Origin of the sequence: Rhizobium jaguaris (assembly GCF_003627755.1) — a bacterium.
GTDB classification, from domain to species: Bacteria; Pseudomonadota; Alphaproteobacteria; order Rhizobiales; family Rhizobiaceae; genus Rhizobium; species Rhizobium jaguaris.
Window position 1 is genome coordinate 284,777 of sequence record NZ_CP032696.1, and the last position, 20,333, is coordinate 305,109.

Genomic DNA, 20,333 nt, shown 5'->3' on the forward strand with positions numbered 1-20,333 from the left:
CGTGCATCTCCTATTGCAAATGGTAGCGGCGGTTAAGCCAGAAGCTCACTACCTGCACTATGGCGGAAGCGACCAAACTAAAGACAAGGTAGAAAAAGCCGACCATTGTTATCACTTCGATGAAGCGATAATTGTCCGAACCAAAGTTTTTCGCCTGTTGCAGTATCTCGAGTATCGCAATGGCCGCCAAGATAGGCGTGTCCTTAAACATGCTGATGAGGTAGTTACCCAACGCTGGCACAACGGGCGGTATCGCCTGCGGAAGAATTATAGCGCGCCAAGCCCGCACCCGCGACAGATTGAGTGCTGTGCAAGCCTCCCATTGTCCTCCATCAACGTTTTCAATGCCACCGCGATAGCATTCCGAGCAATAAGTAGCGTAGTGAATGCCGAGCGCGCCGACGCCCGCTACCCAGGCAGAAATCACGATTCCGAATTGCGGACCAACAAAGTAGACGAAGAACACCTGCACAAGGAGGGGCGTTGAGCGAATGAATTCGATAACCTCCGCCATGGCGGTCGAAACATATCGATTTGGCGACTGGCGGATCAGAGCAAAGACCAAGCCCAGCACCGAGGCGATTGCGAAGCCGAGCAGAGTCGCTTCTACCGTGACGATCGAGCCGCGGTAGAGATATGGGAGTGCCTCCCAAACATAAGACCAATCCCAAATGTTCACGCAAACGTCTCCCGCACGAAGCCTTTCGAAAGCCGACGTTCCAGAAACCGGACGAGCGGCGTTATGAACGCTCGCGCAATGATGTAATAGCCAAAAAGCGCCACCCCGAAGAACAAGAGGTACTTGCCTGTAGCGTCGGCTGCGAACTTTGTCGCGGCAGTAAAATCAGTGATGGTAACAAAGAAGACAAGCGATGTACCCTTAAGCAAATCGATAAGAAGATTTCCCCAAGCGGGTAGCATCGCACGTACTGCTTGTGGGAGTACAATCCGGCGCATCATGGTAAGGCGGGGATAGTTAAGAGCGATACTTGCTTCATATTGGCCACGATCTACACCTTGAAGGGCAGCACGAACCAGTTCCGCGCCATAGGCAGAACAATTTAGACCTATTCCGAAGACCGCCACTGCCCAGGGGGAAAGGAAGATGCCGAAGATTGGCAATACAAAAAACCACCAGTAGATTTGCACCAGCATCGACGTGCCGCGAAAAAATTCAATGTAGACAATTGCAATCCAGCGCAACGGCCAAAGCGGTGACACCCGGAGCAGCCCAGCGATCAAACCTAGGATGATCGCAACCAAGGAGGCTCCGATTGTGATAAGTAGAGTGGATGTCACGCCCTTCACGAGCGCCTCAAGGCTGAAGCCAAGTGCGAGTTGATTCATTAGTTTTCCTCCGCAAGTCCTCCCCGGTCAGTGCCGGGGAGGACAGGACAAATCTCCGGCGTCACTAAATCAAGGCTGCTTGCAGAGATCAGCGGTTTTGGTGCCGTTCGGCAGGTTTTTCTTTGTATACCCGTACTTACTCACCGCAGCCAACATCGCGTCGGTTCCAATGTAATCCTTCATCGCGGCATTGAACGCATCAACCTCAGCCTGCTGGCTGGGAAGGAATGCAAAGGCCGGATAACCGGCAGGATCAGGGGAGGTGTACGGATCAGCTAGTTCGAGGCTGTTGTCGTTTTCCACGACCTTCTTGAGCGTGAAATAATCGCCAGCACCGGCGTCGGCGCGACCGGCCTTCACCGCTTGCGTAACCTCCGGCGCCCCTGCGACCTTCAAGACCTTGTCATCAGGTATTCCGACCCTTTTCGCAGATTTCACTGCCTCCCAACCCGACGCAGTGACGAAGATTAGCCCCTTGTCGCGCACATCTTCGTAGGAATGCAAATCCTTGGGATTGCCCTTTTGCACCAGCAGCGCGTCAGTGAAGTTGCCAAGCGGTTCGCTGAACAGTACGTTGCGGCACCGTTCCGGGTAAATAAACATGCCGCCGGTGATAATATCGAAGCGACCGGCCTGCAGGCCCGGAACGAGCGATCCCCATTCGGTTTCCACCGGCTCGATCTTCGTCGTGCCCATTTTCTTTAGAATGTCGATCGCCATAGCATTTACGAAGCCCAGGGGCTCGTTATTGTCACCAGGATAGGCCCAGGGGATCTCGTTAGAAAATCCAATTCGGATCGTCTCGCCGTTCTTGATCTTTTCGAGCAAAGACTCCGCTGAGGCCGAGGCAGCAAATGGCGCGATCGCAATCGCAGCGACGCCGATCGCAATGCCTCTCAAGACCTGACGCCGCGCGTGATCGATCCACGTCGAACCGTGTTTCCGTTTTTTCATGTTTTCCTCTCAGTTTCGTTTTGCCGCTGCGTTCTGGCGCAGTTGTTGTGAAAGCCGTAGCATCCAATCTCGTCTCAGATTTGAGCGGCAGTTCCCTTATGCGAGGGGTGCCCAGTGCCTTATCTCTTCTTTTGTCGAGTGTTCAGCATCGGACCATCTGGCTCGCCTTTAGAATTTACCACCTTAGCTCGGCGTTATCCTTTAATAGACGACGCTCTGCGCAGGAAATCTGCATATTTTGGCGTCGAGCGCATAAAGAACGGCCAATTTCATATTTATACGACGATACTCCGGTGCAGAGAAAGATCCGCCCTAAGCACCCAGCGGTTGAGGCACGAGGGTATCTATGGGCGACGCAGAGGCCGCACGTATTCGGTCGGAGAAGGCGCACGGGTCGTTGAGTGATTGGCTCTTCACATCGAACTCCGCGATGTGTGGAGGGCTAGACTTTCTGGAATTTCTTCAGGCGATAGCGGATTGGGGAGCGAATGCCCGACCTTCACCGAGATTGGCAATCGGTGTTAATATCGCCCACCCTCTGTCGGGAATGACGGGAGCTTCGCTTAGACGATGGGCCATCGCAAGAATCACTCTGGGCCTTTCGATCGGAGGGGCCGGCGGCAATTTTCACTCACTGCCTCGTATGGTGGCATTGCTGAGCGCGAGCTGCTTGATAGACCTCTGGTGCTCCGGAATCCTGCGAATGGCTTCAGAGGAGGGCGGGAACATGCTCAGACACATGTCTCGCCGCCTTTAGTGGCCTCCGTCCAATGACGTTTCGCGGCCGTTAAAAGGAGAACAACTCCTTACAGCGTCAGGAGTCGCCCATAGCCTGCTATTGGTTTTTCGTATCCAGCTATCCGCAACGCGTCCCACAGCATTGCTTGGTGGGCTGTGACAACCGGCTTGCCCAACCGAGCTTCCACCATCTGGATTATGCTGCTCGTCCTAAGCGCGGTACACGGGATAAAGATGGCCTCGGACTCATTCTGGTCTATCGAACATGCCGCGTCCAATATGCTTTGAGGTGAGATCGCAATGATTTCTTCGTCAGTTTTTGAGTGGAATGATGCTGACGAAAGAACAGCGACATCCCACTCGTTGAGGCACTGGGTCATTAGTGAAACAACGTCGTCGCCGTACGGCGAAAGCATCGAGACGCGTTTCACTCCGAGTCTGCGAAAAGCCCGCAACGCCCCCGTCATGGGAGAGGTCAGGTGTGACCGGGGCAAGGATCGATGCAGTTCGCTTTCAAGCTTTTCCTGCGAGATGATGACGGATCCAGACGTACAGGCATATGCAAACACGTTGACTGCGCCTGGCGGGTCATAGAGGTTACCAGCTTTCGCAATCTCGTGAACATGGGCACGTAAGGTCTCAATTGTACCAGGTTCCTGGTTTTTGATGCGCGTGGCTGAAAAGTTGACATTGTCATCAGGCAACATTCGCCGCAACTCGAGCTCGGTGAGGGTGTCAGTCGACAATACGATTAATCCAATGGTGAGTTCACTGGCGACGGCGGCATGCGATTGCTCTGCATGAGGTGTAGAGACTGCTGTTTGCGTTGGCATCTGATCGACTCTCCCCCTAAATCTTCGACCCAAGTGTAGCATTGGGGGTTATTTCTAACTCGCGAATTTCCGATCAAGGTGCAGGAAACGTGCGTTATTGGACCAACCGCGCAGAAATCCATCCTCCCGGTGGGGTGCTCAGCCTGATGTGGGGGAAGGTTGATGGGCGCAATGAAATATTTACGGTCGAAGAAAAGCTGAAAACAACCGTCGAATCTGCGCGTAATTAAAGCTCCTCCTGAAGGATGACCCCGATGCCGCAGCGGAGGCGTTAGTTCAATGCGGAGCAATCTTCAAATATCGCGTCCCGGAACTTGCCAATAAGCCCAGCCTCCATATCCCCATCGTCCGGCACGATGCACGGGCTCGCGCGAATATCTCAAATGCCACTAGCCCGAATTGCCTTCGGCGTCGCTGCATCTTTGTGCTTCCTCCAACCATGACCTGCTATGGATAGGCAGAGATAGATGCGAATTCTGCTGGTTATCGGATCGTCGGTCACTCGGTGGGCCCGATGCTAATCCGGAGATGTGAAGCTTTTAGGCTGTGAGAAAGTCGAAGATCTCGAACAACTGTCCATCGAGCATGGCCCTCCCGGGATGAACGAGGCAACCACGCTCCTTCGCCGAGCGCAAAAGGGCAGTTTCCTCGGGCGACATAATCACGTCGACGACCATCTTTCCGTGTTCAAGAAGCCGCGGATCGATCGGCGAAGGATCGTTTTCGCTCATGCCGAGAGATGTCCCGTTGACGACAAGGTCATGACCAACAGGCGTCCTCTCAGTGTTAAACGAGGTGGTGGGAAAATCAGCGTGCAGACGGGCTACAAGTTCTGTGGATTTGGTTGGCGTGCGGTTTAAGATGGTAATCCGGGAAACGCGAGCTCTGCCAGTGCGACAAGCGTTTCATGTTTTGGCAGAAGCATATCCGGCGTTCTGGAAGTAGTTGGCGCATTCATCTGGTTTGATGGCGTCGACGAGGTATTCGAGATGGCGCCAAGTGTCGTCGATGGTTCGCTTTTGAGCTTGGCGCATCCAATGCTTGATCTTGGCAAAGGCCTGCTCGATCGGATTAAGGTCGGGGTTGCGCCTTGCAAGCGCGTTGAAGTCAGCCGTCTGAGATGACGGCCGCGGCAAAGCCTAGCGAGCAGCCGCGTACCAAGTCTTGCGTGGCGTCCGGTAAACGTATTCGTTCCAAATACTTGCCAGTGCACGAACAGCCTCGGATTTTCCCGCGCCAGTTTTCTTAGAAAGAGGTTGGCTCGGGTCTTATGAGACTGAAAGCGCTTGAACTTTCGCATGATCCAAGCCCTGAGCTTCTGATTGACGTAGTCAACCAGGGTGGACAGTGCCGAACGACTGAACCGGCCGTAGTATGCTACCCTCATCTCTCATGCAGTTCCGCACCTCCATCTCTGTCGATGCTTTCGTGGCACACCATCGTCGGCATATCGACACCATGGAGGGCTCGGATCCGACCGCGTCATCCAGAGGTCAAATGCATAGTGCAGGAAAAGATTGGATAGGATTGGGCTGACCACGCCCCCTTGCGGGGTACCGCGTGTTCGCGCAACGATTTCTCCATTCTTCTCCATAGGCGCTGTCAGCCATCTTTCGATGTACAGCATCCGCTTCGATGATCGTCGGCCCGCCACCGTCCCGCATAATAGCGTTCGCCTCTTCGGACGCGAGATGGACGGCGAGCGGGTCCATGCCATCAACCTTAAAAGATGGGATGGCAAAAGCGAGGCCACGAGACGACAGCCTCGGCTCTGCCGTCACCTCTTCCACGTGGGTTGAAACCGCATAGCGGTTGTTCTCAATGAAGAAGCAGATCGGCACCTTCCACGCCGCAGCAAGGTTCATGGTCTCCAGGACGGAGCCGATGTTTGTCGCGCCGTCACCAAAATACGTATAGACGACGTCGCCAGTGCCTGCCCGTTTGTGGGCCCAGGTGGCGCCTGCCGCCATCGGTACGCCGCCGCCGCCGATGGCGTTCGTGCCGAGATTGCCGGATTCGGCCCAGCGCAGATGCGTGGAACCGCCGCGGCCGCGGCAGAAACCTTGTGATAGTCCGAGAATTTCCGCCAGCGTTCGCTGCGCCAGAGTGCGGATCTCCGATCCGAATTCGGCCTTCGGATCGATACCGTCCTGCGCGACATAACTTAGGACCTTCGCCAAGAACTGATGATGAGCACGATGGGAGCCGTTGACCTGATCTGAAGGCCGCATCGACACGGCCGAGCCGACCGCGCCTCCTTCCTGACCGATGGCTGAATGGGCGGGGCCGTGCACAAGTCCCTGTCCCGCAAGCTCCAGCACTTCTCTTCGAATGCACGTATGAGCTGCATCTGGGCCAGCATAGTTCCACAGCTTCACGCCGAAAGCAGCGCGCCCCGCAACGCCCGCATTGTTGACCAGCACGTCGAGACCGCCGAAGCGGGACCGAATGTCTAACGCGAACTTTCCGACGGCTTCGCGGTCAGTCACGTCGAGCGCGTGACCCTCCGCCATCCCGTTGCGAGCGATCGTCTCTGCCTGCGCCCTTGCCGCGTCGCCGTTTAGATCGACGAGGACAGCGGTTGACGCCTGAGCGGCCATGCCGGCAGCAATTGCTGCACTGAGCTTGCGTCCCGCACCGGTCACTAACGCCAGTTTGCCTTCTAGAAGTCCGGTCATTGTGTGTGCCTTCAAGCCATGTATATCCCGCCGTTCACCTGAATCGTCTCGCCGATGATGAAGCTCGCGGCGGGTGAACACAGAAAGGCAACGACGGAAGCGATATCAGATGGCTTGCCCAGGCGCTTGAGTGGCGTCTGGGAAATGCTTTCATCCATGCGTGTTTTCAGCAGTTCGTTGATCATCGGGGTCTCGATGATCCCTGGTGCCACGCCGTTGACGCGCGTCGTCGGGGCAAGCTCACGGAAAAGGGAACGCGTTAGAGAAACCATCGCCCCTTTCGTCGCGCCATAGTGGGCGTTGACATAGGCCCCGCGATAGGCGGCCAAAGATGCAATCGTGACAATCGAGGAGTCATTTTTTTTCAACGCCGGCAGGGCGCGTTTGCATAGATAAAAAGCGCCGTTTAGATTGACCGAGATTGTCCGGTGCCAATCCCCATCAGACATTTCAGCGAACGGTTTGGCTTGGTAGATGCCTGCGGACGGCACGAGGAAATCGATGCCTCCGAATTGTTTCATGGCAAGTTCTATAGTCTTTTCTGCATCTTCCACGCTTGAAGCGTCTGCCTTAAGTGTCAAGATTCGCTTGCTGTCGCTAAATGAGCCCGCAAAGCGTTTCCAACGCTGACTCATCAAGATCCGTTAGAAGCAAATTAGCGCCGGACGTGTGATACAGTTCGGCAATCTCCCGGCCGATGCCGCCATTGGCGCCGGTAACAATAAGCGTTCGGTGTTCAAAATCGAAAGTCATGGCGCCTTCTCAAAGTTCGTGCGATATCCATGGAGGTCGTCGTATTAAACAAGCTCCACAATGTGGCCTTCGGAATCGGTCACGAAGGCGAGCCACGTGCCTTCCGGTGATCGCCTCCGCGCCGTGCTCGATCAATCAACTAAGCAAAACCTGCAGGTCATCCACAATGAAGGTAAGGTAGCTGGCACCTGGCCAGTCAAGGATAAGACCGTTTTCTTGCCGCGCATTCGGACGGTCCGGGCAAAGCAGCTTAATATGCTCGCCTTTCTGCGTCTGGAGGCGCACGACCGAATACCCATCCTGTGACAGACACAGCAGCAGCCTTCGAGCCAGCTACCTTGAATTCCGACACGAAGGCGAGCCCCAGCGCCTGTTCGCAAAAGGCGCGCTTTCGCGGCAAATCCCGCACGGCGAGACGGACTTCGAACGGTGCGATAATCGTTGCAATGTTATCCGACCACCCCAACTACACATCCGTAACCAGTCGAATTAGGCGATAAGTTAGACAGTGTTCCTTAGCTCGTCGAGCGAGAGTATCGAGCCTATCATACCTTGCCGTGGCGGCGGGTCCGCAGGGCCTTCAACGGAATTTTGCTTTAAAAGCCCCCGCCCTCCACCGTTTCACGAAAAGGCCAGCTTCGACATAATGCTACAAAATCTGCATCGATGCGCAGTCGCACTAACGAAGGTTGTCAACGAAAACCACGTTTTCCGATAGGTCAGCCATACAAGCATTCAGCCCAAATGGCGTGACCGATTGTCAGCTGCGTATGTTGGCGAACATTTCACCCAGCAAGCCTACTCTCGACGAGCTTGATCCAGAACGACGTCCCATACGAGATTGCCTCATCATCGAAATTGTAATTTGCGTGATGCAAGCCGGCGCTATCTCCATTTCCGACGAAGACGTACGTGCCTGGTCGCTCTTTTGCCATGTAGCCGAAATCTTCTCCTCCCATCACCGGCGGAGGCTCAATGATATTGTGGTCTCCGACAACGAGCTTTGCGGCCTGCAGCGCGAATTCCGTCTGCGCGGTCTGATTGAACGTGAGCGCATCGCTGCTCTCAATAACAAGTTCAATCGCAGCGCCGGTTACTAGAGCGATCCCGGCGACTACCTCCCCGATGCGCTTCTTCAGAAATTCTCGTACCTCCTGGGACAGCGTACGCATGCTACCTCGCAGCAGGGCCGCCTCAGGGACAATGCGCTGCGGACTACCCGACTGGAGTTCGTGGAAGGAAATGCCTGCCGGTTCCAATGGGTCGACGTTTTGAGCAAGGATTTGTTGGATTGCAACTACCAGCTGCGATACGACAAGAATCGCGTCGACGCATTGGTGCGGGGTACCAGGATGACCGCCCCGCCCCTTAACTGTAATCTCAATGCCATCCGTTCCTGCGGTCATTGGACCGCATCGAATACCGAAGACGCCAATCGGCAACCCCGGCCAATTGTGCATTCCATAGACCTCCTCGATACCGAAGCGCTCCATGAGACCGTCTTCGATCATCGCTTGTGCACCTGTGCCAACTTCTTCCGCTGGCTCGAAAATGACAACTGCCGTACCGGCAAAGTTTCGAGTTTCAGCAAGGTAACGGGCCGCACCCAACAGCATCGCGGTGTGGCCGTCGTGTCCGCAAGCATGCATGAGACCCTTGCTCTTTGAAGAGTAGGGTAGATCAGTTGCCTCCTCTATAGTCAGCGCATCCATGTCGGCGCGTAGGCCAATGACGCTCCCTTTGTTGTTATGGGCGGCCATCTTGCCGCGTATGACGCCGACCACGCCAGTCTTGCCGACGCCCATCACAACCTGGTCGCAGCCAAATTCGCGCAGGCGCTCGGCAACCAAAGCAGCAGTACGATTAACGTCGAACCCCAGCTCGGGATGGGCATGGATGTCGCGACGCCAAGAGATAATATCCGGCAAAAGGTCGGCGACGCGATTTACGATGGGCATGGCGATTGCTTTCTCAACGAAACGGGTTGTAATACGTGCCGCCTAGTTTTCGGCCCGGCTCCCGTTTCATAAAGCAACGAACCGTAGACGAGGCGACCAGTATAATGCGGCATTTCATGCTTTCACCCCTGGGGTGGAAAGATCGACTTCAACTCCAGAAAAGCCGTCAGACCTTCCATCCCGAGTTCGCGGCCGATGCCACTGCTCTTGATGCCTCCGAAGGGCGCGTCGATATGGAGGGTGTATCGGTTGATACCGACAACGCCAGCTTCGATCCGACGCGCTACAGCCATGCCCCGCTCAGGGTCAGACGTAAACACCGCCCCGCCCAAGCCATATGTCGTGCCGTTGCATATCGAGATTGCTCCTTCCTCACTGTCGTAAGGAATTACGGAGACGACCGGCCCGAAGATCTCCTCTTGTGCGATGCGCATTGAGGTGTCCACGCCCCGGAAAACCGTTGGCTGGATGTAATAGCCGACATCCAGACCCGGCGGCCTACCCCCACCTGTCACCACCTGTGCACCTTGTGCACGGCCGGACGCGAGGTACTCCTCGACACGATCCCTTTGTCGCTTCGCCACGAGGGGACCGACCTGAGTCGCCGGATCCAGCGGATGGCCAACGACGAGTGCTGCCATTTTGCTCGCAATCCCTTCCACGACTTCGTCATAGCGGGCGCGTGGCGCGATCACTCGAGTGAGGGCGTGACAAATCTGACCGCTGAAAGGTATGCATGCCGGCGCTACGAGCGGAAGAAACGTATCGAGATCCGCGTCATCGAGTAGCACCGCACCTGACTTCCCGCCAAGCTCAAGCGTGACACGGGCGAAGCGCTCCGCACAGGCAAGAGCAACCTGGCGCCCGGCATGCGTTGATCCGGTGAATGATACCTTGTCGATGCCGGGATGTGAGGCAAGCAAGGCTCCAGTTTCGCGACCACCGAACACAATGTTCACAACACCGGGAGGAATACCTGCCTCGTCGAGAGCTTCTGCCAGCAAATAGGAATCGAGCGATGCTTCCGGCGGCGGCTTGATCACCGTTGTGCAACCGGCAGCGAGCGCGGGAGCAAGTTTCCACGCGATAGCCCCTTGCGGTCCATTCCATGGAACGATCAGCGCGGCAACGCCAACTGGCTCTCTTCGCATGACTGTACGAAGGCCGTGTCCGGTGCGCTCGAACTCGACTTCGAGCTGATCGGCGACCTCGGCGTAATAGTCGTAGAGCTTTGTTGTTGCGCCACCATTTGATTGCACCGAGGCTGCGATCGGCATGCCAATCTGGGCGGTGACAACTGCACCGAGTTGCTCGGCGCGCTTATCAATTGCGCGGGTAAGTCGGCGCAAATACTTGGCTCGCTCCGACGGCGGCAGTTGCGGCCAACCGGAGTTCCTGAATGCCTCCCGCGCGGCGTCTACCGCTGCAGAGACGTCTTCCTTATCGCCATCCGGTATCGTGGCAAACTCACGCTCATCAGCAGGATTAACCACCGGAATCCTGGCCGACGAATGCGCCGGTCGGAGTTTCCCATTCACATATATATCGATGTGCTCGCCGCTCATCGGGGTCTCTGCGCCATTTGTCGCTATCATTTCCGTGCCTCTCGCTGCTTATATAGTCGACCCGCCGCGGTGCTTCGTGCCAGCATCGGCCGGAAAGCAGCTGGCGGGTCGGAAAGGATCGCCTGGCGTCAGCAGGCGATCCGAGCATTTTTCTTGTCGGCAGATAATCTAGGCGTCGACTTCTGTGCCGAGAGTTGCTTTGGCGGAGCCTTTGCCCAAGCTCGCCTGTACTGCGCCGATGCTCTCGCGAACGATTGATAGACCCCGGCGCAAATCGTCCTCGGTGATGATGAGGGCAACGAGGAACTTCAATACCTCGCCCCGACCGCCACAGGTTTCGATCACAAGACCGCGACGAAGTGCTTCCGCCTGGATCTTGCCGGGCAGCGACGGATCCTTTTCCGAGACAAGACCGTACATCAGTCCTCGGCCACGTACAGTCAGTTCGAAGTTGGGGAAGTCGTTGGCAATGGACTTCAGTTCGTCCGCCAAAATTGCAGACTTCGCAGCGATCTCATCCTCGAACTTGCTGTCGGCCCAATATGTTTCAAGAGCAGCTCGAGCAGCAACGAAAGCGAGATTGTTGCCGCGATACGTACCGCTGTGCGCACCCGGCGACCAGATGTCCAGTTCAGGCTTCAAAAGAACGAGAGCCATCGGGGTTCCGACCGCCGAGATCGACTTCGACAAAGTTACGATGTCTGGGACGATCCCAGCCGCTTCAAAGGCGAAGAATTTCCCCGAGCGTCCAATACCTGCCTGAATTTCATCCAGGATAAGCAGGATTTCGTGCCGCTTGGTGATGTCGCGCAGTCGTTGCAGCCACTCCAAACTGGCCGGCCTGATGCCACCTTCGCCTTGGATGGCTTCCAAAATGACGGCGGCAGGTTTGTCCAGCCCGCTGCTCGGATCGTTGAGCAACTTCTCGAAGTAGTCGAGCGTATCAACCGAAGGACCGAGATAGCCATCGTAAGGCAAAGCCGTTACATGTGCGAGACCGAACCCCGCAGCACTCCGGTACTTCTTGTTTCCGGTCGCGGCCAAGGCTCCGGCGCTCACGCCATGGAACCCGTTGGTGAATGCGACCACGTTTGATCTTTTTGTGACCTGACGGGCAAGCTTGAGTGCCGCCTCGACCGCGTTTGTGCCGGTCGGGCCAGTAAACTGCAACTTGTAATTCAAACCCCGTGGCTTCAGGATGTACCGCTCAAAAGCCTCGATGAACGCCTTCTTGGCGCTCGTCGCGAGATCGAGCCCGTGAATGATGCCGTCGCGCTGAATGTAGTCGAGCAACGGCTTCTTGAAAGCTGGATTATTGTGACCATAGTTGAGGGCGCCAGCACCTGCGAAGAAGTCGAGATATTCCCGACCCTCCACGTCGATCAAGGTTGTACCGATTCCGCGATCAAAGACGATCGGGAACGATCGAATGTAACCACGAACTTCAGATTCGAGGCGCTCGAAAATCTCGATGCTCGCGTCGTTTGAAGGCGCGAAGTTCTTGCTCATAGCCGCAATCTCCTTATTAGCAGGCAGATGGTTGGTTTCCTACAGCCGCTGGACGGGCATTTTCTGTAAGTCAGGCCTTCGGAACCCATGCCCGGGAATCTAGCAGAGCTGGCAACACGCTTTCCGTAGATTATTCCGGCCTCAAGCGGGATTGCTGCGTCATTTTGGCGAACGCGCAGAAAAACGACGGAATTCTTTGGAAACCCTGGAAGATTTCTTGGCCCGTCGCAGATTTTAAGGCATAACCGCACGCTGACTAACGGAAGACAAATAAACACCCGCAATGTTGTGCAGCGGGCACAGGGTTCTGATGCCATTCCAAAGGTTGATTTACCATTTGAAAAATGAGGACGCATTTCGAAGCGTGCGTATCGCGGGCGCGGTACAATAGCATCGACCGGTCAACGACCTTAAGTTCCCCAGCGCATCTTCCGGAAAATGCCGAAGGACGGCCATTCCTTTTGCCGGAAACAACCCTGCACGGACAGCGCCAATGCCTTGTCGTCGGCGATAACGGGCATCTGCATCTGGATCCGGTTCGTTATGTCACCAGGCATTTCCAGCAAGGTGTTGGGATCGGCCACTGCCGAGGCGAGAAAAAGATGCTGAAGATTGCGGCTTCCAATCTTCAGAACGGCGCGCCGAGCCCGCGATGGCTTCGAGGCGATGCAATGACTGACAAAGGGCTTCGGGTTCACCGGTGAGTGGACCGGTAACGACCAGAACATCTACTCCCGCGCATTCTGAAAGCAAACAGAAGAATGAATGCTGCCTCTCCGGGACGGGGCCGGACTGCCTCGAATACTTTCGACAAGCGCGACGAACTCGCTAAAGGCCGTACAAAACCAATGCATTGGCTAGCATAACGAGAATCGGGCTAGGCCGACGAACAAACCGAGGACGATTGCCACTAATATGCCACGACGGTCACGCCAGGAGTGGTCGACAACCCTGGCGTGGGTCGCGTAGCGAGAAACCAGTGCGCCCCTTCCAGTCCCGAGCCGGCGGGAACCGCTGCCTAGAGCCCAGCTATCTAATCAAGGCTGCTTGCAGAGGTCGACGGTCTTGGTGCCGTCCGGCAGAGTCGTTTTCGTATAGCCGTACTTGCTTACCGATGCCATCATCTCGTCGGAGCCGAGATAGTCTCTCAAAACCGCATTGAAGGCGTCGACTGCTGCCTGCTGGTCAAGGGCAAACGCAAAGGCAGGATAGCCGACGACTGGTGGGGTAAAGGGATCAGCGAGTTCGATGCTCTCCTCCTTGTCAGCAAATTGCTTGACGGTGAAGTAGTCGCCTGCGCCAGCGTCGGCCCGGCCAGTCTTCACCGCCTGCAGAATTTCCGCAGGCCCTGCGACTTGCATGATCTTTGCGTCGGGGATACCGACCTTCTGGGCGAGTTTCACCGAGTCGTAGCCAGACGCGGTCACGAACATGAGCCCCTTATCGCGCACGTCCTGGTAAGAGTGCAGTCCTTTCGGATTTCCTTTCGGTACGAGCAGGCCATCCGCAGCCTTCCCGAGTGGTTCAGTAAAAAGTACGTTGCGGCAGCGGTCCGGGTAGACGAACATGCCTCCGGTGATAATATCGAAGCGACCTGCCTGAAGACCCGGAATGAGAGAGCCCCATTCGGTCACCACGGGCTCGACCTTAGTCGTGCCGAGTTTCTTCAGAATATCGATCGTCATGACATTGACGAAGCCCAGCGGTTCATTGTTTTCTCCTGGATAGGCCCAGGGAATTTCATTGGAAAACCCGATTTTTATCGTCTCGCCATTTTTGATCTTATCAAGTAGCGATTGCGCCGAAGCCGAACCAGCAAAGGATGCTGTAGGAGCTACGACACCCAGCGCAACCATGGTTTTCAGAACCGTGCGCCTCGAAAGATCAAGCCGGTATTGGTCGCTGTTCGTACACTTCATCTTGCATTTCCTCCGATTTTTGTTCGCCGCAATGCCGCCTATGACGCGAACTTTGATGCGGCAGTTCCCTTTCATGGTGACGTGAGCGCCCGTGCCCAGCCCAAACCACCTCTGGCCATGTTCTGGCTGCCGGCCGATCTCTCACTTTCCACTCATTTAGTTTAGCAACGGAGATCGGACCCGTTCGTGCAATTATATGAAGGACATGCAGGAAATATGCGCATTGGGTGGAAAAAAAGCAGCAGGTCGTCGTCGAAAAAAGGATCGCGTGTAAGTTGGTGGCAATTCTTGTTAGCAGGAACTGGCTCCGGCATGGGGCACGGGGCCTGATAGCGCGTTATTGGCCGATCACGCTTACGTTTTCCAGCGGTTAGACCTACTGTTCGAATTGATTTTAGTTAGCGAAAGTCGGCGTCCGCAGAGCATAGTGCCGCTGCGACAGCAAGCATGCTTTCCGGACCAAATGTCCGGCGCCCTATTTGTCGATGCGCACAGCGAACGACACCTTAGTGCGGTCCATGACGACCATCGTACTGAATCCTTTGATGTCAGGATTTTCGTAGAAAAATCGGCGTGTAAATGCCTCATACTCGACCATATCTCGCACGCAAATAAGGAGAACAAAGTCGGCCTCGCCTGTCACATAGAATGCGCTCATTATCTCAGGCGTTTTCCTGATAGCTTGCTTAAAACGGTCGATAATATTGGACCGATCGCGCTCCAAGCTTATTGATACCAGCATGAGCATGGGCCGCCCGACGGCCTCCGGCGAAACAATAGCAACATCCGCCTCAATGACTCCGGCGTCACGCAGTTTCTTCAAACGTCGCTGACAAGCGGTAGCCGAAAGGCCCACAAGTTCGCCGAGTTCCTCAGTGGTTAGCCGATTATTCCGTTGAACCGCGTCAAGGATCTTTCGGTCAAAATGGTCCAGTTCCATTGGCAATCCTTCGAGAGATCGCGCTTACGCGCAGGTGAAATGCCTTGTACGGCTACTCTGTGTAATGTGACGCCGAGCCGGGCGCCAAAAACGCCAAAGGCGGTTCCATTCTTCGTGCTCCATTCTTGCTTCGACGACAGGCCGACCCAACGGCTCATTGTCCTGAAGTCGGGAGGGACTTGAGAGTAACCTTTCCAGCTACGGGTTTCGTTTCGAGGCCATTGTTGCACTCGTAGACTATGCGCGGGCGATAGGCCCCTCAAGTTGGTAATCTAAAGGTACGACGGAAATCCTGCGCATTTGCGCATATATACGCCGGTTTTCTGCGTTATCAATCCTACTGAGCTTTAGTTAGACCCCTCTCCGCATCTATCCTTAGGGCAAATGCCGCCGTGGGAGATGTTGATACGATGGGAGATGTTGATACGATTCCCGAACAACGCGTCGCAACTCATCTTACAACTGTTCCGGATCGGAGAAGTGTGCTCGCATGATTAGGTTCTGCCCCGACGTCCGGATCTTCACCGCATCGCTGTCCGCTAGAAAGAGCACGCGCCACCTAGAGAACACAGCTGAGCGTTGCCTGGGCTGCAGATGGTCCGCAATCTTGCGTCGGAGGCGAGCGTGACCGCGGCAGAATTTCGTCTTTCGGATGTGTCGCTCGACCGTTGTTTCCGCGGGCCAGACGCTCGTGCTCAAGGCGAGAGGGCCATTGCTATTCTCGGTCTTCTTGAGGAGAACATGTTTCGTCCCGTAGGCCATGCGGGGGGGGCGCACCAATTACACGTTGGAATGGCCAAGGGCTTGCTAGCTTTGAGTATTTCCGATGCCAAGGCGGTTCCAGTGATTACTCATCACCTTTCGCTCACGCCTTTTCGCCGGCTCCTTCGTGACTACAGTCGCATTTGTGAGACGTACTACGATGCAATTCGATACCCCGGCCCTGAGAGGCTCGAAGCAATCGAGATGGGTCGACGCGGGATCCATAACCGGGCGGCTGAGCTATTGAAGGAGCGGCTATCGACAGGCGTGAGCGTCGATCAAGATACCGCCCGTCGGCTGTTCTCTCTCATTCACGCTCTGTTTTGGGGGAGCGACAGGTATCGATTTCATTTCGGTTGAAACGGGGACCCCTCCCGATCAGGACCCCCGCGAGACTGCGTTATACGGCAAAGCGCCTATGATCAATCCGGATCAGACCAATAAGAAGGACCCTCCATTGTCTACAAGCTCAAGACGAAAGACCCGTGCTTCTCAACTAGAACAGAGTAAACAAGTTCGAATATCCGCTATTCGACATGAGGGCGCCACGGTCGAGGTGTATTATGAAAAGTAATTCTGCTAGTTTTCTCGAAAGCGTCGACCAGAACTTCCGCCACGCCCTGACGTTTATCGATCTTCCTGAAGGGCTTGCAGAGCGGATCGTTCAATGCAATTCGACCTACACGGTAAGATTTGGCGTGCGGCTACGCGGCCGCATGTACAGCTTCATTGGCTGGCGCTCCGTTCATAGCGAGCACTGCGAGCCGGTGAAGGGCGGCATTCGCTACGCGTCGAATGCCGATGCCGACGAAGTTGAAGCTCTGGCCGCTCTCATGACATTGAAGTGCTCGCTTGTTGACGTTCCCTTTGGTGGATCGAAGGGAGCACTCAAGATCGATCCGAGCGCGTGGACTCCGCAGGAACTCGAGCGCATCACCCGCCGCTTCACGCAGGAACTCAACAAGCGTGGCCTCATTGGCCCAGGAGTTAACGTACCGGCACCAGACATCGGTACGGGAGAACGGGAAATGGCCTGGATGGTAGACGAGTTCCGTCGAGCCAATCCCACTGATGTTGTCAACGCGCGTGCCTGTGTCACGGGTAAGCCGATATCAAAGGGTGGAATTGCCGGTCGCACGGAAGCTACCGGTCGCGGCGTTCAGTTCGCCATCCACAGCTTCCTGAAAGACACCCGAACACCGGGCTTGCAAGGTCGTCGCGACTTGAAGGATGCAACAGTCATCGTCCAGGGTTTCGGTAACGTCGGCTATCACGCTGCCAAGTTCCTGTCAGAGGATGACGGCGCACGCGTGATTGTCGTAGCTGAACGGGACGGCTATGTTGCCAACGTCGCAGGTCTGGCCATCGAGGCTCTAAAGCAACATCAAGTCCGGACTGGAAGCATTCTCGGTTTTCCCGGCGCGAGATCATGTGCAGGCGATATGACAGGCATCGAGCATCCCTGCGATGTTCTTGTTCCTGCGGCGATGGAAAACGCCATTCACTCGGAGAATGCGGAGCGCATCAGCGCGCATCTAGTTGTAGAAGCTGCTAATGGGCCAATCACCTTTGAAGCGGACAGGATTCTACGCAGCAGGGGGGTGACAATCCTTCCGGACCTTTATGTCAATGCCGGCGGCGTGGTCGTCAGCTATTTCGAATGGGTAAAAAACCTTACCCATATTCCGTTTGGGCTAATGGAAAGGCGCCGACGTGAAAGGCGAAACCATGCGATTGCGACTGTGCTGGAACGCATGACGGGGAGGGAGTTCCCCCCAGATATGCGCGACGAGTTCCTAGAGGGAGGAGCGGAGATCGACCTGGTCAGATCCGGACTAGAGGACGTCATGCGAAGCACTTGGGCACGCATCGCGAACCTCATGGAGCTACGTCCCGAACTGGCCGATTATAGGACCGCGGCCTATGTCGTATCGATTAGACAAATCGCCGAAGCTTATGAGGCAATAGGCATTTGATCCGACTTACGACTGTCAACGGCGAGACTGGGCGGAATAAGCGGAGTAGCGGGAAGGTTTTGATCATGCGACAGTCATTCGCCGCCCAATCATATCGTAACGTGATCAGGCGGCATCAAAGCGGATACCACCCTCAAGATCCGACGTCGGATTTTCGGGCTGTTCGGAAATAAGTCGTTCTTCATTTCGACTCTTCTGAACTGATATGACCGTGGGAGCATTGAGATGAATAGTATGACTAGCTTGCGTCCCGCCCGCACCTCCGACTATCCAGTCCTAGTCAATGCGATCCAAGTTTGGTGGGCAGATTCTCGTACTCCTGAACAGGCACGGGCTCTTTCTCTTCTGCTCCCACAGTTGTTTCTGCAGCACTTCGCGTCCACAAGCCTGATTGCGGAAGATGAAACCCGCATCCACGGCCTTTTGGTTGGTTTTTTCTCCCCAGACCACCTGGAGCAGGCCTACATACACTTTGTTGGCATTGACCCGCGCAGTCGAGGACAAGGACTTGCGCGTCGCCTATATTTGACTTTTTTCGACCGTGCGATTGCCGCTGGCCGGTTTGAGGTTATCGCGATCACCGCTCCACAAAATACAGGCTCGATCGCCTTTCACGAGGCCCTCGGTTTCACGCTCGTTGGTGACGCCGAAGGGGCGGTCGTTCATCGCCATTATGATGGTCCGTATGAGGACCGCGTGGTTTTCCACCGCAGTTTGATACTCCCCGCATCAAGCGGCACTGCCATCAGTTCCTGACGCCCCATACACCAGTAAGGTAAATTATCTCTTCCGGTCATAAATCCCCGACCGTTTTGAAATTTCGGGCACCGGTGCGAGCAGCTATCGGGGGTCCGACGATGAACAGTGACATCGACGGCTCAATCCATCTACACCGCGGTGCTAACGCAGACAGGTTTCATCCCTCCGGTTTCGGTCAAAGGGACGCCGGCCAACGTAATTCGGGCGTTCGCCCCAGTTGTGACGTGAAACTGCAAGAATCGCACTTACACGCAGAAAACCTGCTCCAAATTCGAAAAACCGTCCGCTTTGTACACAGCAAAGAGCATATGGTGACGGTGCCAGTAGATAGCTGGCTCTGCCGCTGTTGATGCGCGGCGCAAGCACTTCAACCTGCCAACTTGGGACGTAAGGTAAAAAGGTACTGATCGTCCCCCAAATTGACGAGCCGCTATGACTGGTATGAAACGCAGTTTGCTTCCCCTCAACGTACTTCGGCAGGAGTTTCCCGCCACCCAGAACTACCTCTACATGGACGTAGCAAATCAGGGATTGATCTCCCGAACCACGAGGACGTCCTTCGACCAGCATCTGGACAATCGCTTGCACGGAGATAACGACGAACTTCCTCAGTTGCGGGATGTCGAAAAGACCCGCGCCCGGTTTGCGCAGTTCGTCGGTGCGGATAAAGACGAAGTTGCGATCACAAAGAATGCGTCGGAAGGCATTAATATAATCGCCAATGCGATTGACTGGCGGCCCGGAGACCGCGTTGTCCTTTGCCCTCAACTGGAGCACGCTAACAACATTTTGCCCTGGCTACAGGTTAAAGCGCTGCACAATATCGAGCTGAAAGTTGTTGAGCCGGACAACGGCGCAATGCCCGTCGACGCTATCGTCGACGCGATCAGCTCCACGACTCGCGTAGTGGCCGTTTCCACTGCAACTATGGTTCCTGGCTTCCGGACAATGACAAAACCGATAGCCGAAGCCTGTAGACGATTTGGCGCCTTTCTTCTCGCCGATGGAACTCAATCGGTCGGGATCCTTCACACCGATGTTGCCGAAATGGGGTTAGATGGCTTGGCCGTATCGACCGTGAAAGGCCTTATGGGTCTTTATGGGTCAGGGTTCCTGTATTGCCGCCGACAGTGGGCCGATCGGCTCAATCCGGCGTATCTTGCTCGCTTCAGTGTTGACCTCGGAAATGCGCCGGAATCGGCTCCGATTCTCAATGCGGCCAAACTGCGGGATGGCGCTCCCCGTTTTGATGTTGGCCACTATAACTTTCCCGGGATGATCGCCGCATATGCCTCCATGGGGCAGATGCTTGAGATCGGCACCGAAGCAATCGATAGGCATGTTACGGCGTTGGCCGCGCGATTGGCCGCGGGGCTGTTGGATCTCGGACTGCCCATCTGCGGCGGAGCCCCGGGCAAGCATACAGGAAGTATTGTAGCCGCCGGCGACGTTGCCACGCTCTCCGGTGCCAAAGCGGCCCCGCCCTTTGTTCAGGAACTACAAAACTATCTTGCCAAAAACAAAGTTCTCGTATCGAGCCGTCGCGGGATGCTCAGGTTCTCGCTTCATCTCTACAACACTGAGGACCAGGTTGATCGGGTGATCGATCTGACAAAGAACTGGCTGAAATAGTCAAAGCTAA

16 protein-coding genes and 6 pseudogenes are annotated in these 20,333 nt (G+C 55.5%); 4 read left to right on the top strand and 18 right to left on the bottom strand.

Annotated elements, in window-relative coordinates; translation table 11 throughout:
* Window positions 1-10: 10 nt before the first annotated feature.
* The 18 genes and pseudogenes from ehuD to CCGE525_RS35565 form a co-directional block, all read right to left on the bottom strand.
* Window positions 11-679, bottom strand: coding sequence for an ectoine/hydroxyectoine ABC transporter permease subunit EhuD (ehuD, locus tag CCGE525_RS35480; RefSeq protein ID WP_120708996.1), 669 nt, complete (start codon window positions 677-679; stop codon window positions 11-13).
* Window positions 676-1,347, bottom strand: a complete 672-nt coding sequence (ehuC, locus tag CCGE525_RS35485; RefSeq protein ID WP_120708997.1) for an ectoine/hydroxyectoine ABC transporter permease subunit EhuC — start codon at window positions 1,345-1,347, stop codon at window positions 676-678. The genes ehuD and ehuC overlap by 4 nt, the downstream gene beginning before the upstream one ends.
* 69 nt (window positions 1,348-1,416) lie before the next feature.
* Window positions 1,417-2,301: an ectoine/hydroxyectoine ABC transporter substrate-binding protein EhuB gene (gene ehuB / locus CCGE525_RS35490; RefSeq protein ID WP_120708998.1), complete on the bottom strand. Its 885-nt coding sequence runs from the start codon at window positions 2,299-2,301 to the stop codon at window positions 1,417-1,419.
* 806 nt (window positions 2,302-3,107) lie between these two features.
* Window positions 3,108-3,872, bottom strand: a complete 765-nt coding sequence (locus tag CCGE525_RS35500) for a maleate cis-trans isomerase family protein (protein WP_120709000.1) — start codon at window positions 3,870-3,872, stop codon at window positions 3,108-3,110.
* A gap of 539 nt (window positions 3,873-4,411) precedes the next feature.
* On the bottom strand, window positions 4,412-4,603 hold the full coding sequence (locus tag CCGE525_RS35505; protein WP_120709001.1) for a Rossmann-fold NAD(P)-binding domain-containing protein: 192 nt from the start codon (window positions 4,601-4,603) through the stop codon (window positions 4,412-4,414).
* Window positions 4,604-4,777: 174 nt separating this feature from the next.
* Window positions 4,778-4,969, bottom strand: a pseudogene (locus tag CCGE525_RS35510) (IS630 family transposase); the annotation flags it as partial.
* 176 nt (window positions 4,970-5,145) lie between these two features.
* Window positions 5,146-5,259: pseudogene (locus CCGE525_RS40045) on the bottom strand (group II intron maturase-specific domain-containing protein); the annotation flags it as partial.
* A gap of 3 nt (window positions 5,260-5,262) precedes the next feature.
* Window positions 5,263-5,499, bottom strand: coding sequence for a reverse transcriptase domain-containing protein (locus CCGE525_RS39755; RefSeq protein WP_425375932.1), 237 nt, complete (start codon window positions 5,497-5,499; stop codon window positions 5,263-5,265).
* Window positions 5,444-6,240: pseudogene (locus CCGE525_RS35520) on the bottom strand (thiamine pyrophosphate-dependent dehydrogenase E1 component subunit alpha); the annotation flags it as partial. The pseudogene CCGE525_RS35520 and the gene CCGE525_RS39755, both read right to left, overlap by 56 nt.
* Window positions 6,241-6,268: 28 nt before the next feature.
* Window positions 6,269-6,550, bottom strand: a pseudogene (locus CCGE525_RS39760) (SDR family NAD(P)-dependent oxidoreductase); the annotation flags it as partial.
* 11 nt (window positions 6,551-6,561) lie between these two features.
* Window positions 6,562-7,303, bottom strand: a pseudogene (locus CCGE525_RS35530) (SDR family NAD(P)-dependent oxidoreductase).
* A gap of 44 nt (window positions 7,304-7,347) precedes the next feature.
* Window positions 7,348-7,751, bottom strand: a pseudogene (locus tag CCGE525_RS35535) (VOC family protein).
* 337 nt (window positions 7,752-8,088) lie between these two features.
* Window positions 8,089-9,261 carry an amidohydrolase gene (locus CCGE525_RS35540; RefSeq protein WP_120709002.1) on the bottom strand — a complete coding sequence of 391 codons (1,173 nt, stop codon included), beginning with the start codon at window positions 9,259-9,261 and terminating at the stop codon, window positions 8,089-8,091.
* Between the two features lie 122 nt (window positions 9,262-9,383).
* Complete coding sequence (locus tag CCGE525_RS35545; protein WP_162950425.1) at window positions 9,384-10,826, bottom strand: aldehyde dehydrogenase; 1,443 nt, start codon at window positions 10,824-10,826, stop codon at window positions 9,384-9,386.
* Between the two features lie 168 nt (window positions 10,827-10,994).
* Window positions 10,995-12,335 carry a diaminobutyrate--2-oxoglutarate transaminase gene (gene ectB / locus CCGE525_RS35550; protein ID WP_120709004.1) on the bottom strand — a complete coding sequence of 447 codons (1,341 nt, stop codon included), beginning with the start codon at window positions 12,333-12,335 and terminating at the stop codon, window positions 10,995-10,997.
* Window positions 12,336-12,745: 410 nt separating this feature from the next.
* A complete protein-coding gene (locus CCGE525_RS35555; RefSeq protein WP_162950426.1) occupies window positions 12,746-13,063 on the bottom strand; it encodes a hypothetical protein in 318 nt (105 codons plus the stop codon).
* 309 nt (window positions 13,064-13,372) lie between these two features.
* Window positions 13,373-14,329, bottom strand: a complete 957-nt coding sequence (gene ehuB / locus CCGE525_RS35560) for an ectoine/hydroxyectoine ABC transporter substrate-binding protein EhuB (protein WP_342637463.1) — start codon at window positions 14,327-14,329, stop codon at window positions 13,373-13,375.
* 400 nt (window positions 14,330-14,729) lie between these two features.
* Window positions 14,730-15,194 carry an Lrp/AsnC family transcriptional regulator gene (locus tag CCGE525_RS35565; protein WP_120709006.1) on the bottom strand — a complete coding sequence of 155 codons (465 nt, stop codon included), beginning with the start codon at window positions 15,192-15,194 and terminating at the stop codon, window positions 14,730-14,732.
* Between the two features lie 624 nt (window positions 15,195-15,818).
* Between CCGE525_RS35565 and CCGE525_RS35570 the strand changes: the two genes are divergently transcribed.
* From CCGE525_RS35570 to CCGE525_RS35585, 4 genes are all read left to right on the top strand, one after another.
* Window positions 15,819-16,316 carry a UPF0262 family protein gene (locus CCGE525_RS35570; RefSeq protein ID WP_120709191.1) on the top strand — a complete coding sequence of 166 codons (498 nt, stop codon included), beginning with the start codon at window positions 15,819-15,821 and terminating at the stop codon, window positions 16,314-16,316.
* A gap of 203 nt (window positions 16,317-16,519) precedes the next feature.
* A complete protein-coding gene (locus CCGE525_RS35575) occupies window positions 16,520-17,932 on the top strand; it encodes a Glu/Leu/Phe/Val family dehydrogenase (RefSeq protein WP_162950427.1) in 1,413 nt (470 codons plus the stop codon).
* A 225-nt stretch (window positions 17,933-18,157) separates the two neighbouring features.
* On the top strand, window positions 18,158-18,688 hold the full coding sequence (locus CCGE525_RS35580; protein WP_342637464.1) for a GNAT family N-acetyltransferase: 531 nt from the start codon (window positions 18,158-18,160) through the stop codon (window positions 18,686-18,688).
* Window positions 18,689-19,123: 435 nt separating this feature from the next.
* A complete protein-coding gene (locus tag CCGE525_RS35585) occupies window positions 19,124-20,323 on the top strand; it encodes an aminotransferase class V-fold PLP-dependent enzyme (protein ID WP_120709007.1) in 1,200 nt (399 codons plus the stop codon).
* Window positions 20,324-20,333 lie beyond the last annotated feature (10 nt).

Coding starts and splice junctions, on each gene's coding strand:
- ehuC (WP_120708997.1), bottom strand. CDS start 1,347: ATGAATCAACTCGCACTTGGCTTCAGCCTTGAGGCGCTCGTGAAGGGC.
- ehuB (WP_120708998.1), bottom strand. CDS start 2,301: ATGAAAAAACGGAAACACGGTTCGACGTGGATCGATCACGCGCGGCGT.
- ectB (WP_120709004.1), bottom strand. CDS start 12,335: ATGAGCAAGAACTTCGCGCCTTCAAACGACGCGAGCATCGAGATTTTC.
- CCGE525_RS35565 (WP_120709006.1), bottom strand. CDS start 15,194: ATGGAACTGGACCATTTTGACCGAAAGATCCTTGACGCGGTTCAACGG.
- CCGE525_RS35500 (WP_120709000.1), bottom strand. CDS start 3,872: ATGCCAACGCAAACAGCAGTCTCTACACCTCATGCAGAGCAATCGCAT.
- ehuB (WP_342637463.1), bottom strand. CDS start 14,329: ATGAAAGGGAACTGCCGCATCAAAGTTCGCGTCATAGGCGGCATTGCG.
- CCGE525_RS35585 (WP_120709007.1), top strand. CDS start 19,124: ATGACTGGTATGAAACGCAGTTTGCTTCCCCTCAACGTACTTCGGCAG.
- CCGE525_RS35580 (WP_342637464.1), top strand. CDS start 18,158: ATGAATAGTATGACTAGCTTGCGTCCCGCCCGCACCTCCGACTATCCA.
- CCGE525_RS35545 (WP_162950425.1), bottom strand. CDS start 10,826: ATGAGCGGCGAGCACATCGATATATATGTGAATGGGAAACTCCGACCG.
- CCGE525_RS35540 (WP_120709002.1), bottom strand. CDS start 9,261: ATGCCCATCGTAAATCGCGTCGCCGACCTTTTGCCGGATATTATCTCT.
- CCGE525_RS35555 (WP_162950426.1), bottom strand. CDS start 13,063: ATGTTCTGGTCGTTACCGGTCCACTCACCGGTGAACCCGAAGCCCTTT.
- CCGE525_RS39755 (WP_425375932.1), bottom strand. CDS start 5,499: ATGCTGTACATCGAAAGATGGCTGACAGCGCCTATGGAGAAGAATGGA.
- CCGE525_RS35505 (WP_120709001.1), bottom strand. CDS start 4,603: ATGAGCGAAAACGATCCTTCGCCGATCGATCCGCGGCTTCTTGAACAC.
- CCGE525_RS35575 (WP_162950427.1), top strand. CDS start 16,520: ATGAAAAGTAATTCTGCTAGTTTTCTCGAAAGCGTCGACCAGAACTTC.